The 13835-nt window shown below is 65.4% G+C and carries 16 protein-coding genes; 5 read left to right on the top strand and 11 right to left on the bottom strand.

Annotation, left to right across the window (positions count from 1 at the left end):
- Positions 1–17 precede the first annotated feature (17 nt).
- Positions 18–719 (top strand): IclR family transcriptional regulator, encoded by a 702-nt coding sequence (locus tag N4S67_RS27725; RefSeq protein ID WP_260996266.1) that lies wholly within the window; start codon positions 18–20, stop codon positions 717–719.
- 30 nt (positions 720–749) lie between these two features.
- A complete protein-coding gene (locus N4S67_RS27720) occupies positions 750–2354 on the top strand; it encodes an FAD-dependent oxidoreductase (RefSeq protein WP_260996265.1) in 1605 nt (534 codons plus the stop codon).
- Positions 2355–2360: 6 nt separating this feature from the next.
- On the opposite strand, the gene N4S67_RS27715 is transcribed toward N4S67_RS27720, so the two are convergent.
- From N4S67_RS27715 to N4S67_RS27695, 5 genes are all read right to left on the bottom strand, one after another.
- A complete protein-coding gene (locus tag N4S67_RS27715; RefSeq protein WP_390893557.1) occupies positions 2361–2843 on the bottom strand; it encodes a hypothetical protein in 483 nt (160 codons plus the stop codon).
- Positions 2844–2923: 80 nt separating this feature from the next.
- Complete coding sequence (locus N4S67_RS27710) at positions 2924–3220, bottom strand: cytochrome C oxidase subunit IV family protein (protein WP_260996263.1); 297 nt, start codon at positions 3218–3220, stop codon at positions 2924–2926.
- Positions 3221–3223: 3 nt separating this feature from the next.
- Positions 3224–3820 carry a cytochrome c oxidase subunit 3 gene (locus tag N4S67_RS27705; protein WP_260996262.1) on the bottom strand — a complete coding sequence of 199 codons (597 nt, stop codon included), beginning with the start codon at positions 3818–3820 and terminating at the stop codon, positions 3224–3226.
- Positions 3817–4656, bottom strand: coding sequence for a hypothetical protein (locus N4S67_RS27700; RefSeq protein WP_390893549.1), 840 nt, complete (start codon positions 4654–4656; stop codon positions 3817–3819). The genes N4S67_RS27705 and N4S67_RS27700 overlap by 4 nt, the downstream gene beginning before the upstream one ends.
- Positions 4653–5360: a hypothetical protein gene (locus N4S67_RS27695; RefSeq protein ID WP_260996261.1), complete on the bottom strand. Its 708-nt coding sequence runs from the start codon at positions 5358–5360 to the stop codon at positions 4653–4655. Before N4S67_RS27695 ends, N4S67_RS27700 begins: the two co-directional genes overlap by 4 nt.
- Positions 5361–5458: 98 nt before the next feature.
- Here N4S67_RS27695 and N4S67_RS27690 point away from each other — a divergent pair, with 98 nt between their 5' ends.
- Entirely contained in the window at positions 5459–6079 is a 621-nt protein-coding gene (locus N4S67_RS27690; protein WP_260996302.1) for a TetR/AcrR family transcriptional regulator, read from the top strand.
- Here the strand turns inward: N4S67_RS27690 and meaB are convergent.
- Both meaB and N4S67_RS27680 read right to left on the bottom strand, forming a co-directional pair.
- Positions 6034–6909, bottom strand: coding sequence for a methylmalonyl Co-A mutase-associated GTPase MeaB (meaB, locus tag N4S67_RS27685; protein WP_260996260.1), 876 nt, complete (start codon positions 6907–6909; stop codon positions 6034–6036). The genes N4S67_RS27690 and meaB overlap by 46 nt on opposite strands.
- A 37-nt stretch (positions 6910–6946) precedes the next feature.
- Positions 6947–8098, bottom strand: coding sequence for a thiolase family protein (locus tag N4S67_RS27680; RefSeq protein ID WP_260996259.1), 1152 nt, complete (start codon positions 8096–8098; stop codon positions 6947–6949).
- 76 nt (positions 8099–8174) lie between these two features.
- On the opposite strand from N4S67_RS27680, the gene N4S67_RS27675 reads away from it, so the two are divergent.
- A complete protein-coding gene (locus N4S67_RS27675; protein WP_260996258.1) occupies positions 8175–8939 on the top strand; it encodes an SDR family NAD(P)-dependent oxidoreductase in 765 nt (254 codons plus the stop codon).
- A 30-nt stretch (positions 8940–8969) separates the two neighbouring features.
- Positions 8970–9719, top strand: coding sequence for an SDR family NAD(P)-dependent oxidoreductase (locus N4S67_RS27670; protein WP_260996257.1), 750 nt, complete (start codon positions 8970–8972; stop codon positions 9717–9719).
- Between the two features lie 11 nt (positions 9720–9730).
- Here N4S67_RS27670 and N4S67_RS27665 read toward each other — a convergent pair whose 3' ends face one another.
- The 4 genes from N4S67_RS27665 to N4S67_RS27650 form a co-directional block, all read right to left on the bottom strand.
- Positions 9731–10498, bottom strand: a complete 768-nt coding sequence (locus tag N4S67_RS27665) for an enoyl-CoA hydratase/isomerase family protein (protein ID WP_260996256.1) — start codon at positions 10496–10498, stop codon at positions 9731–9733.
- Positions 10499–10561: 63 nt separating this feature from the next.
- A complete protein-coding gene (locus N4S67_RS27660; protein ID WP_260996255.1) occupies positions 10562–11650 on the bottom strand; it encodes an acyl-CoA dehydrogenase family protein in 1089 nt (362 codons plus the stop codon).
- Entirely contained in the window at positions 11637–12449 is an 813-nt protein-coding gene (locus N4S67_RS27655) for an acyl-CoA dehydrogenase family protein (RefSeq protein WP_260996254.1), read from the bottom strand. The genes N4S67_RS27660 and N4S67_RS27655 overlap by 14 nt, the downstream gene beginning before the upstream one ends.
- On the bottom strand, positions 12434–13831 hold the full coding sequence (locus tag N4S67_RS27650) for a class I adenylate-forming enzyme family protein (RefSeq protein ID WP_260996253.1): 1398 nt from the start codon (positions 13829–13831) through the stop codon (positions 12434–12436). The genes N4S67_RS27655 and N4S67_RS27650 overlap by 16 nt, the downstream gene beginning before the upstream one ends.
- Positions 13832–13835 lie beyond the last annotated feature (4 nt).

Raw genomic sequence — 13835 nt, 5'->3', positions numbered from 1 at the left:
AGTCGAGGAAGGGCGCGATGTCAGAGCCGTCTACCGACGCTGTGCCGAGTGGCGCACCCGGCTCGCAGACTCTGGCCAGGGGATTGGCCGCACTGCAGCTGGTCGCGACCGCGCGATCGGGATTGACCGCGCAGCAGGTCGCCGACTCCATCGGGGTGCACCGGACGATCGCGTACCGGCTGCTGTCGACGCTGTCGCAATTCCGTCTGGTCGCCAAGGGCGAGGACGGCCGCTACCGGTCAGCGGCCGCGCTGGCCGTCCTGGGCGCGTCGTTCGACAACAACGTGCGCCAGCTCAGCCAGCCGACCCTGCGAGCGCTTGCCGACGAACTCGGCACCACCGTGTCGCTACTCGTGGCCGAGGGCGAGCAGCAGGTGGCGATCGCGGTGATCGTGCCGACGAACGTCTTCTATCAACTGTCCTTTCACGAGGGCAGTCGCTATCCACTGGACCGAGGCGCCGCGGGGGTTGCCCTGCTGGCGAGCATGCCGCCGCGCCCCGGGGAACGCGACCTCGTCCAGCAGGCCCGCCAGCAGGGCTGGATCATCACCCACGGCGAGGTCGAGCCGAACACCTGGGGATTGGCCGTGCCGGTGCGCCGCCGTCCACCGTCGCCGCCGACGTGCGTCAACCTGATCTCACATCGGGAGGACGTCGTCATCGATGGCAGGGACGCAGTCATCAAGGCAGCCAATGAATTATCCGAGATCCTGTCCTGAGGATCGCCCGTCAGCCGAAAGGAAGAACACGTGACCGACTGGGACCATGAGGTCGACGTGATCGTGCTGGGCAGCGGCGGCGCCGGACTGACCGCCGCGCTGACCGCGGTCGCCCGCGGCGCCTCGGTGGAGATCTACGAGAAGGCCGCGACCGTCGGCGGCACAACGGCGGTCTCCGGAGGAATAATCTGGATTCCGGCGCACAGCCGTTCGCGCGAGGGCGAGCTGACGGTCGAGGACGCGATGAGCTACCTACGCGCGCAGTCGCTCGGTTACATGGACGACGACCTCGTCGAGACGTTCGTGCGCACCGGTCCGGAGATGCTGGACTTCGTCGAGGCCAACAGTGAGCTGCAGTTCGAGGTGGCCGAAGGCTTCCCGGACTACAAGCCCGAACTCCCGGGTGGGCGCCCGGCGGGTGGACGGTCGCTGAATGCCAAGCCGTTCGACCTCTCCCGGCTTGGCGACTGGAGCGACCGCATCACGTCGTTCCCCGCCGACTTCAGCAACGTGGGGATCGACGCCGAGACCCGCACGCGCATCCACGCCTCTGTCGACGACCGGCCGGGCGAGTACTGCGTGGCGGGCACCGCACTGGTCGCCGGACTGCTCAAGGGCCTGCTCGACGCGGGTGTGACGCCGCAGACGAACGCACGGGCGGTCGAGTTGATCGCCGACGCCGATCGCATCGCGGGGGTGCGAATCTCGCAGGGCGGCAGGGATGTTCGCGTAGCCGCTCGCCGTGGGGTGGTGTTGGGCACTGGTGGGTTCGAGTGGGACGCTGCGCTGGTCGAGGCATACCTGCGAGGCCCGATGCACGGAGCGGTGTCACCGCCGAACAACACCGGCGACGGGCTGCGCATGGCAATGGCGCACGGTGCCGATCTGGCCAACATGGGTGAAGCCTGGTGGGTGCCGATCGTCCAGCTTCCCGACGACACGTTTGGCGGCCATCCCCGCAGCCGCAGCGTGCGACTGGAACGCACCCGGCCGCGCAGCATCATCGTCAACCGGGCAGGCAAGCGGTTCCTCAACGAAGCCGGCGAGTACAACTCGATGGCGGGTCCGTTCCACTATCTCGACCCCAAGCTGGGCTACGCGAACGATCCGGCCTGGATCGTGTTCGATTCACTGCACCTCAAGAAGTACGGATTCCTCGGCGTCGAGCCCGATGCCCCTGCGCCCAAGTGGTTCTCGCCGTCGAGGGATCTGGCTGAACTGGGCGAGAAGACGGGTATCGACGCCGCGGGGCTGGCTCGCACACTGGCGCAGTGGAACGATCACGTCGCTCACGAGCAGGACCCGGAGTTCGGTCGCGGCTCAAGCGCCTATGACGGGTACTGGGGCGACAGCAACGCCCAGACATCGGCGGGCAAGACACTGGGACCCATCGACACGGCGCCGTACTTCGCGGTGCCGGTGTCTATCGGGGCGATGGGAACGAAGGGCGGGCCACGCACCGACCGCGACGGCCGGGTCCTGCACGTCAATGGTTCGGTCATAACCGGTCTGTACGCGGCCGGCAACGCCATGGCGGGCGCAACGGGTAAGGCATACGGCGGTGCCGGTGGAACTCTCGGTCCGGCAATGGTATTCGGCTACCGCGTCGGCCTGGCGATCTCCGAAGGCGCCTGAAGGTGTTCAGGCGTCGCCGGTGATCTCGACCCCTTCGTAACTTGCCAACATGTCGGCTGACGGCAGAGCCATCTGAAGGTAGACGTCGATGCGGGCGATCTTGCCGGACTCGGTGAACTCGTAGACCGACATCGAGTTCACCGAATTGCTGAACTCGCCGACCTTGCTGCGCTCCTCGAGTTCGAGAAACACCACGTTGGCGTGTTCGGTGATGCGCTTGAACGAACACTCCCACTCCGATGAGCTCGCCCAGTTCGTCAGGAACGAGGCGTAGTCCTGCCAGTTCATGACCTCTTTGAAGTTGCCGACGCGGACGAACGCGTCGATGTCAACCAATTCGGCCAACGGCTCCCACCTATCGGCGGAGAAACCGGGCCGCTTCGCCTCGTCCACGAGTCTTTCGGTCGTCGCGCAGTAGTTCAGCACCGTGCGACTGTGACCGGAATGCTTCTCGATGACGTCGCCGATGTTCTGCAGTGTCGCCAAAATCAACACACCTTTCGTCGGCTGCGATATCTCAACGTACCCGCCGGGTCTGCCGCAAGGCGCCGTTTCGGACCGCCAGGGCCTCAGGGGGCTATCGCCGAGCCTACGAGGTAGGTGCCGAGCAGGATGGTGCCGATGAGCACGACCCACCCATCGGTGAGGCGGCACAGCCATGCGGGAGCGTGGTTCACTTCCATGAACTCGCGAAAGATGATGCGCACCTTGATCAGCGCGATGACGATCGCGCTCACGGTCACTACGGTGCTGGCCCGTAGCGTCCCATCCTGATCGGCGGAGTGGTCCAACCAGACGTAGACGACCGTCATAGCGGACAAAATCATCCAGACGATCATCAGTCTCTTGCTGAATGTGACGCTCACAGCTCACCTCACCACGTACAGCAACGCGAAGATCAGGACCCACAGGAAATCGACCGTGTGCCAATATGTTGCGCCGGTTTCCACGAGTTGTTGAGATCGCCGGGCCGGGCTCTTCAACTGGTAGACCACGACTCCGAGCACGATGAAGCCGATCAAGACGTGGATGCAGTGGATCGATGTCAGGAAGAAGTAGTGCTGGAAGAACTCGTTGGTGGTGAACGTGTTGCCCCGGCCGATCTCCATGATCCACTCCAGCACCTTCGCCACCAGGAATACGAGGCCGAAGAAGATTGTCAGGAAGACATTGGTCAAGGCGGTTCGGTAGGCACCCGCACGGGCGGCTTGGACGCATTGGGCGATTGCCCACGAACTCAACAGCAACGCAATGGTGTTGAAGACGCCGATCCGTAGATCCAGGTGGGCCTGGGACTGCAGGAAGAGCTCCTGATTCTGCGTCCGGGTCAGAAGGTAGACCGAGAAATAGCCGGTGAAGAGGAGCGATTCGAACAGAACGAACAGCCACATGTCCGGCTGCCCGGGCACGAATTTCGTCGCCGCCTCCAGGGGCTGCGGTGGTGAACCGGCACCGGTGAGGGTCATCGAACCGCCTCCAAAGGCTCCGGGCTTTCACCGGCGCCTTTGGGCGGGAGGTCCGGTAGCGGACCCGTGCCGAAATCCTCGCGCTCGATCATCTTGCGCAGCAACACGATGAAGGCGCCGGTGTAGATCATGAAGACGACCATGTTGATCCACCACGCGATCGCGCCGTTCCACGCGAAGGCGCCGCGTTGAAAGATCCACGCCGGCGCAACGACGACTTCGGTCAGCGCGTTGCACAGGCTCAGATAGGCGAACCACTTGGGAAGCACGCGGTTCTTGTCGATGAGGATCGCGACCAGCCAGACCAGGGACCCGATCAGGAACACGCCCATGGTTCCACTGAACGACAGGAATGCGAAGTCGTACAGCCATTGGATCAACTCGGGATCCCGCTCGGGCCTCAGCGCGGCGACGGTCATCGCGATGGCCATCACCAACATGCCGGGAATGGCCGCGAGCGCGTACATGATCATGTACGAGTAGGCGAAGACGCGGCTGACCGACATGCGCCGCATCGAGTACGCGAGCAGGGCATTCATCGGTCCGCACATACCTGAAATGAGGAACACGACGCCGAACCCGGCGAGTAGTCCGAGGTGATGGCTATCGAACCACTGCACGACCGCGGGCGTGTTCCACGCCGGGCTCGGGGGCGGCTGGACCCGTGTGACGAAGAAGAACAGCACGCCATAGAGGTTGTAGAAGACGACCATGACCCACCACGCGAACCACAACTCGCGCTTGGGGTGGTGTCGGAAGTTCCAGACGAATCGGCCGACCCGAGAACTGGCAGGCGGCTCGGCCATCGTCGAACGGTCCGTCGTCGAATTGCTCATGCCGCGACTCGGTCCTGCACACGCTGCTGTCGAATGGTCTGAGCGACAACGATGCCCATGACGATGATCCAGACGGCGATCGCGATGTTCTTCACCCAGAACGACAACAACCCGTCCCAAGCAATGGGGCCCTCGAAGGCCAGCGGGGAGAAGGCGGCCGGTGCCAGCGCCAACGCGACGAGCAGGTTGAAGTGCGCCACCCAGGGCTTGAAGACGGGCTGGGCCTGGCGATCCCAGTAGATGGCCAGCGCCAGCAGCAGGCTCTGGGCGATGAGGTAGGGAACCAACACGGTGAAGGTCACCCACGCGAGATCGTTGAACAACTGCGTCAGTTCAGGGGCACGTTCGGGCCGGAAGGCGGCGAGGAGCCAGAACATATTGGCGACCAGGAACAGCGTGGGCGGGCCGCCGGCGCAGGCGATCAGGCTGTAGGACACGATCGGCGTGCGGTGAGCCATCTTTCGTACTTGAATCGCCAAGAGCATCACCAGCGGGATCAGGCCGACGCCGAACCAGTTGAACAGGATCATGCTGTAGCGGATCCGTGCCGTCTCATCTCGATAGAAAGCCGCCACTTCCTCCGCGGACATCGTCGGCGACATCGGTTGGACGAATCCCGAAAAGAGAAAAAACGCAGAGATCCAGATGACGACCACCGCCGGTAGCGTCCACAGCAGGATCAATTCACCATCAGTGCGTCTCATCACCGAAACCTTCTCGTTGGTAGCCGATCGGCTACTTTGGCACGGTAGCCGATCGGCAACCTAGCGGTCAATGGTCGGCTACGCTCGCTGATGTGGTGATGGCTCATCGCAAGTTCAGCGAGATCACGCGCACCGCCGCGCAGGCCCGGGTGCTCGACGCGGCGTTGAAGTTGATCGCCGAGCGCGGCGTCAGTGGAACATCACTCCAGATGATCGCCGACGCGATGGGCGTGACGAAGGCGGCCGTATATCGGCAGTTCAAAACCAAAGAAGAGATCGTCATCGCGATCACCGAGCGCGAGATGAGCAATCTGGAAGACGCACTCGAAGCCGCCGAGGCAGCGGGGCACGGGCTGCCGGCGCGAGAAGTGCTGCTCGACAGGATGATCGATCAGGCGGTCGAACGCCGCGGCGTCGTCAGCGTGCTGCAATTCGATCCGGTCATCATCCGGCTGCAAGCGGAACACGAACCGTTCCAGAGGTTCATCGAACGCCTGTACGCTGCGCTGCTGGGCACCGAAGCCGGCCCCGAGGCGCGGTTCCATGCGGCGATGCTGTCGAGCGCGATCAGCGTGGCCGTCATGCACCCACTGATCGCCGACCTCGATGCCGACACGCTGCGCACGCAGTTGATGCAGATGTCGCGCCGCCTCCTCGACATACCGGAATCGGGTCAGGGCTCCGCCCGTTCGGCGAAGAGACGCTCGGCCGCGGTGTAGGCGTCCTGCTCGCCCGCGGCTACAGAGGCGGCCAGTCGGTCCAGATCGGGACTGTTGCGCAATTGGGACTGCGCCAGCGACAGGATCTGTGCGCGCGCACGCGCGAGGCGACGCTGCGGGTTGTCGGCGCGATGGTGCTCGTCGATCGCGTCGACCAGCTCGGGTATTCCCTCACCCTGCGCGGCAATGAGTTTCAGTATCGGGGCGTGCGTTTCGGCCCGTAGGTCTCGCACGGTCGCATCGGCTCCGTCACGGTCAGCCTTGTTTACCACCACGATGTCGGCGACCTCCAACAGCCCCGCCTTCGCCGCCTGGACCGCGTCGCCCGCACCCGGGTTGAGGATCACCACGGTCGGGTCGGCCACCGCCGCGATCTCGATTTCCGACTGGCCGACTCCCACGGTTTCCAACACGATCACGTCATAGGACAACGCGGCGAGCACCCGGATCGCGGCCGGCACCGCCAACGCCAGTCCGCCGAGGTGCCCGCGGGCGGCCACCGACCGGATCAGCACATCGGAATCGTTGATATGGGCGGCCATTCGGATTCGGTCGCCCAGCAGGGCACCGCCACTGTAGGGCGACGACGGGTCGACGGCGAGGACCGCGACCCGCATCTCACGGTAACGGTAGGCACTGACCAGGGCGCCGACGGTCGTTGACTTCCCTGCTCCAGGCGGGCCTGTCACTCCGATGATCTGCGGGACGGACACCGTGCCGATGGCGTCGAGAACTTCGTCGCGGCGCGGACTTTCGACCAGGCTCAACAGACGGCCGGCCGCCCGTTGGGACCCCTTGCGCGCCGCCTCGATGAGCTCGTCGATGACCATCTGCCTCCTTGCTCTCGCGTCTGCGCGCTTTGAAAGTCTACGGAGCCGGTACCTCGATGACCGTGGCCGATCCCATACCGCCGCCGGCGCACATCGCCGCCACTCCGATTCCGCCGCCGCGCCTACGCAGTTCGTGCACCAGGGTGACGAGGATCCTCGCACCGGTCGCCGCAACCGGATGGCCCAGGGAGCAGCCACTGCCGCTGACGTTCACCCGCTCGGGGTCGATGTCGAGCAGCTTGATCGTGGCCACGCACATCGACGCGAACGCCTCGTTGATCTCGAACACGTCGACGTCGGCCAGCGAGAGACGCGCTCTAGTCAGCGCTTTGGGAATCGCCTCGACCGGAGCCAGGCCCGTCGACGCAGGATCGACACCGACGGAGGCCCATGCGCGGATGGTCGCCAGCGCGGGCAGACCGAGGCGGTCGCTGGCGATGCCGAGGATCGCCGCGCCGTCATTGGCCCCGCACGCGTTGCCCGCCGTGATCGAGAACCCTTCGATCTCGGGGTGCAGCGGCTTGAGCGAGGCGAGCTTCTCGATGGTGGTGTCGCGGCGAGGATGCTCATCGACATCGAACAGCCCGTGTGGCGTCTCGATCGGCGTGATCTCGTGTTTGAACCTGCCCTCGTCGATGGCTTCGATCGCCTTGCGGTGCGAGCCCAGTGCCCACTCGTCCATCTCTTGGCGTGACACCCCGGCTTTGACTGCGGCGTTCCAGCCCACGGTGATCGACATGTCCATGTTCGGCGCGTCGGGCCGGTCGGGATGAGTCGGCGGGAACCAGTCCACCAGCTCGGCGTCCTTCTCGCTGCTGGCGCGCCGCTTGAACCGCGGGGACGTGGACGCCGAGTTCACCCCGCCGGCGAGGACGTACTGGTCCATGCCCGCCCGGATGCTCGCGGCGGCGGCCTGCACCGCGGCCTGCCCGGCCGCGCAGTGCCGGTTGAGTGCCAGCCCCGGCACGGAGGTCAGGCCCGCGGTGATCGCCGCGTGGCGTGCGACGACGCCGCCGCCGTACAAGCCCTCGCCGAGGATCACGTCGTCGACCGACGTCGAGCCGCTATCGGCCAGCGCGGCGCCCACGACGTGTTCCGCCAACTGGTACGCGTCGGTGTCCCGAAGGGTGCCTTTCATCGCGGTGCCGATGGGTGTGCGCAGGGCAGAAACGATCACGGCTTCAGGCATCGGAGTCTCCGTCTCGACCGGTATGAGAATGCTATTCTCTCAGTTTGAGAGTGCCAGTTGCAAGAAGGGGAACCATATGCAAATCGCAGGTAGCTCGGCGATCGTGGTCGGAGGCGCGGGCGGCCTCGGCGAAGCGACGGTGCGGCGCCTGCACGGCGCCGGGGCCAAAGTGGTCGTCGCCGACCTGGCCGACGAGAAGGGCACGGCGCTCGAAAACGAGCTCGGCATCCGCTACGTCTCGACCGATGCGACCTCGGAGGAGTCGGTCACCGCCGCGATCGCCGAAGCCGAAGCGCTGGGTCCGCTGCGGATCTCCGTCGACACACATGGCGGCCCCGCCAGCGGCGGTCGACTGATCGGCAAGGACGGCTCGCCGCTGGACCTCGACGGCTTCAAGAAGACCATCGAGTTCTATCTGACCGCCGTCTTCAACGTGATGCGCCTGTCGGCCGCGGCGATCGCCAAGACCGAGCCGCTCGACGAAGGCGCCCGCGGCGTCATCATCAACACCGCGTCCATCGCGGGTTACGAAGGCCAGATCGGCCAGCTGCCCTATGCGGCAGCCAAGGGTGGCGTGCTCGGTATGACGTTGGTCGCAGCACGCGATCTGTCGCCGCTGGGCATCCGCGTGGTCACCATCGCCCCCGGCACCATCAACACCCCGGCGTACGGCAAGGCGGCCGACCAGCTCGAGCAGTATTGGGCACCGCAGGTGCCGTTCCCGAAGCGCATGGGACGCTCGACGGAGTACGGCCAGCTGGCGCAGAGCATCATCGAGAACGATTACCTCAATGGCGAGGTCATTCGGCTCGACGGGGCATTGCGCTTCCCTCCCAAATGATTCCAGAGATGTCGCAGAATTGAGTGCGCGGTGAGCCTGGCCGGGAAGGTCGCTTTCGTCGCGGGAGCTAGCCGCGGCATCGGCGCGACGGTGGCCGCCGCGCTTGCCCGTGAGGGCGCCGCGGTCGCGGTCGCTGCGCGCTCCGAGCAGGAGGGCAGGGTTCCCGGCACGATCTACGCTGTCGCCGATGGCATCACCACGGGGGGCGGTCGTGCACTGCCGGTTCCGTGTGATGTCACCAGCGAGGAGTCGGTCCAAACCGCGCTTGAGACAACGGTTTCGGAGCTGGGGGGCATCGACATCCTCGTCGCCAACGCGGGGGTGCTGTGGCTGGGCCCGATCGAGTCGACGCCGCTGAAACGTTGGCAGTTGTGTCTGAACGTGAACCTGACCGGGGTGTTCCTGGTCACGAAAGCTGTCATCCCACACATAAAAGCGCGCGGCGGCGGGTCGCTGATCGCGGTCACCACGACGGGCGTCGGGATGGTCGACCACGGCTCGAACGCATACTGGGTGTCGAAGGCCGGCGTCGAGCGGCTCTATCTCGGACTCGCTGCCGACCTGCGGCCCGACAACATCGCGGTCAATTGCCTGAGCCCCTCGCGGGTCGTGCTCACCGAGGGCTGGCAGGCCGGCGGCGGCGGAATGGAGGTTCCGCCCGAGATGGTCGAGCCGCCGGAGGCGATGGCAAGCGCCGCAGTGCTTCTCGCCCAACAGGACGCGACCGGCGTGACCGGCACGGTTCAGCGCTCCGAAGCCCTCACCTTTTCGCGACCCTAACGCGAACGGGGTTATTTGTTCTTGGCGATCAGGCCGTCGACGATCTTGTTGAAGTCCGCGGTCCCGAAAGAGACGTACTCGGCGAGATTCGCGTAGTCCAGCGAAGCCATCACCGATTTCTCCAGTTGAATGTTCATCAGACGCTTGGTCGCCTCGACGGCCTGCTGCGGAAGTTCGATGAGCTTCTTCGCGCACGCGATGGCCTCGGCCACCGGATCCTCGACCACGTGGTTGGCCAGCCCGAGTTCGACGGCGCGCTGCGCTTTGATCCGCACACCCGTGAGCGCGAACTCCTTGGCCTGAAGCAGGCTGATCTGCGAACCCCACACAAGCGGGCCACCGTCGGCGGCGACGAGCCCGATCGAAACGTGCGGATCCGCGAAGAACGCGTTCTCGGCGATGTAGACCACGTCGGACAGGGCCGCCAGGCTGCAGCCCAGCCCCACAGCCGGACCATTGACCGCCGCAACCACAGGAATACGGCACCGCACCATGCCGATCACGAGGTCGCGGCCGTGCTTGATCGTCTTCTGTCGCAGCGCCTCGTTGTTGCGCAGCTCGTCGAGGTAGTTGAAGTCGCCACCAGCCGAGAACGCCCGCCCCGAACCGGTGATGACGGCAGCGCGCGCATCAGCGTCCTCGTTGAGCGCTTCCCAGATCTTGGCCAGGCCGACATGCAGGTTGTCGTTGACAGCGTTCAGGTCGTCGGGACGATTGAGCGTGATTACGCGTAGCGCACCGTCGGCCTCAACGGTGATTTCGTCTGGCATGTCGTACATGTCAAATCCTTCCGTTCCTCGTCGTCTGCTCGTCGCCGGGGCTCGTCGCCGCGCCGGCGCTCATCACACGCCCAAACCCAGAATGCGCGAAGCGATGATGTTCTTCTGAATCTGTGAGGTGCCGCCCATCACGCTCTGCGCGCGGCTGTACATGTAGGCGCCGAACAACTCGGGATCGCCAGTGCCGACGGTGGCCAGCGCGGCATGTCCGACCGACTGCTCGACCCACGTCATCAACAGCTTGTCGAGTGACCCCTGCGGCCCGTGCGTGATGCCGTCGAGTTGTTCCGACAGCCGCCTGCGCACGTGCAACCGCAGCATCTCGGTCTGCACCCAGGCCCACGACAACTCTTCAGGAGTCGAACCATCGACCCGGGAGGCCAGCTGCCGCACTAGTTTTCCGTAGCGGGCCGAGAAGCCCAACGTCGACGGTTCGCGTTCGTGGCTGACGACGGTCATCGCCAGCTTCCAGCCCTCGCCAGGAGCGCCGACCATGTTCTGGGCGGGCACCCTGGCGCCGTCGAACCCCACCTGACCGAACTCCTTGGTGACTCCGCTGATCATCTTCAGCGGGCGCTGCTCGATGCCCGGCTGGTGCATGTTGACGATGAACGCCGAAATGCCCCGGTGCTTCGGCACATCCTTGTCGGTGCGCGCGAGCACCAGGCACCAGTCGGCGACGTCGGAGTAACTGGTCCAGATCTTATGGCCGGAAATGACGTACTCGTCGCCCTCGCGAGTCGCGGTCGTTGTCAGCGACGCGAGGTCGGATCCCGCTCCCGGTTCGGAGAACCCCTGGCACCACCGCTCGGTGCCGTTGATCATCCCAGGCAGAAAGCGTTGCCGTAGTTCCTCATTGCCGTGGTGCGACAACCCCACCACCAGATATCCGAGGCTCGGTCGGGCCGGCGCGCCCGCCTTGGCGATCTCCTCGTCGACGATCACGTCGAAAACCGGTGGCAGGTCCTGCCCGCCGTACTCTGTCGGCCACGACGTGCCGAAGAACCCGGCCTGATAGAGCGCCTGGTGCCACTCCCCCTGACGGGCCCAGTACTCGTCACCCGATGTCGGGAACTTGCCCTTCTGTTCGGTCAGCCACCCGCGCAGCTTGTCGCGAAATGCCGCCTCGTCCGGTGAATCACGAAAGTCCAATGGACAGCTCCTCCAATTTCACGGGCCACACCTCGCGGGCGGCCAGCACGCGGCGCAGGTAGACGTGGGCCAGACACTCCCAGGTGTTGCCGATGCCGCCGTGCACCTGAATCGACGTCTCGCACACCGTCAGCGCCGCACGCCCGCAGTAGACCTTGGCGACCCGCGCGGCTTCGATGGCTTCGAGAGGCGACAGCTCGTCGACGGCCCAGGCGGCGTGGCGCAGCACGCTGATCGAGCCTTCGATCAACGCAAGGCTCTCGGCAAGAAGGTGGCCCACTGCCTGATACGAACCGATCGTTGCGCCGTACTGCTCGCGGACCTTGGCGTAGTCGACAGCCAGTGCATGCGTGCCGCGCGCCGAGCCCACGATATCGGCGCAGGTGGCAGTCAACGCCAGCGCCCGCCACCGTCCGGCGTCCTCGTCCGACAGCTCGCTCAACTCGGCTGGCGACTCCACCACGGCGGCAAGGCTGTTGGTGAGGTCGACGGACTCCGGCATGTGGGTCGACGACCACGAGCGGCCGAGCCGGCCGGCAAGGTCGTCGGCCAGGACGGGTCCGAGGAACGGCACGTCGACCAGGCCGCGGGCGAATTCCTCAGCGACGATCGCGATCTCGACACCAGAAGCGCCGTCGGATCTCAGCGACCGGAACCCCGTGTCGGACACGGCTTTCTCCAGCCGCGATTTCCGCGTTTGGTCGTCGAGATCGGCGACCGATCCCGGTCCCAGATCGTCGGCCAGCTTGGCGGCGGCCTCCCGCAGCTGTTGCTGCTCACTTGTCAGACGGACGTCCACAACCGCTCCTTCAGCACTCGGCGTAGCACCTTTCCTGATGGCAGACGCGGAATCTCGTCCACGAACGCGATGCGGGCCGGCCGCTTGTAAGACGCCAAACGGTCGCCGACCAAGCTCACCAGGGTGTCGGCATCCACGGGCTCACGCGCCTTCACCGCGGCGACGACCGCCTCACCGTTGACCGTGTCGGGCACCCCGAACACCGCGCAGTCATCGACTGCGGGGTGCCCGTGCAGCACGGCTTCGATCTCCGCGGGCGCGACCTGGAAGCCCCGCACCTTGATCATCTCCTTCGACCGGTCGGTGATCGACAGCCACCCTTGCTCATCGAGGAAGCCGACGTCGCCTGTGCGATACCAGCCGTCCGAAAATACCTCTGCCGTAGCCGAATCCGGCACGTATCCGGCCATCCTCGAATCCGAGCGCACCTGAATCTCACCGAGTTCGCCCGGTGCAAGGGGTTCGCCGCTGTCCAGCGACACCGTCCGAACGTCGACGCCCGGCACAGCACGCCCCACGGTGTCGAGGCGGCCGTTCTCGAGTTGGTTGCAGGCAATGACAGGCACTTCACTCGCACCGTATGCCGTCACCCAGTTGACACCCGCCCTGCGTGTCACGGTCTCGGCGACACTTTCGGTGACCGGCGTTGCACACCACATGACATAGCGCAGCGACGACAGGTCGTAGGTCTCGAGTTTCGGATGCGCGGCCAGGGCCAAAGCGATGGGCGCAACGGCCATTTCGATGGTGATCCGGTCGGCCTCGATGTGGTGCAACATCAGGTCGATGTCAAACCGCCGATGCAGACGGATCCAGCTGCCGGTATCGAGCGCCATGACGATGTTGAGCAGGCCCAGGATGTGCGACGGCGGTGTCATGACCTGCATACGATCACCGGCGGTCAACTGCAACGCGCTGCGCCAGTGCTGCACCGCGACAGCGAGTGAGCGGTGCGTGTGGCGCACTGCTTTGGGCATGCCGGTGGTGCCCGAACTGAAGACGAACAGCGCATCCGATCCGGGGTCGGGTTCCTCGAAAGCCCGCTTGCCCGCGGCGACCGACTCGTCGAGCGACAGCATCGGCATCGCCTCGGCGAGTACGGGGTGGTCGCCGACCGCGTGCGACGGTTTGGTCAGCGCCAGTGCGTGGTCGACCTCGGCTCGCTTCCATGCCGGACTCAACAGAACCGCCGACGCGGACAGCCGCCAAATGGCACGCAGCGCGACGACGAACTCGGGACGGTTCGACGACATGAGCGCCACCCGGTCCCCGGCGCGCACCCCGCGGTGTTCGAGCGTGGTCGCCATCCCGCTGGCCAACGCATCGAGTTGGGACAGCGTGTACTCACGCTCCTCGAAAGCGAGCGCGACCGACTCACTCACACCC

Origin of the sequence: Mycobacterium deserti (assembly GCF_025345615.1) — a bacterium.
Taxonomy (GTDB): Bacteria; Actinomycetota; Actinomycetes; order Mycobacteriales; family Mycobacteriaceae; genus Mycobacterium; species Mycobacterium deserti.
This window is presented reverse-complemented; position numbering and strand designations above follow the sequence as displayed.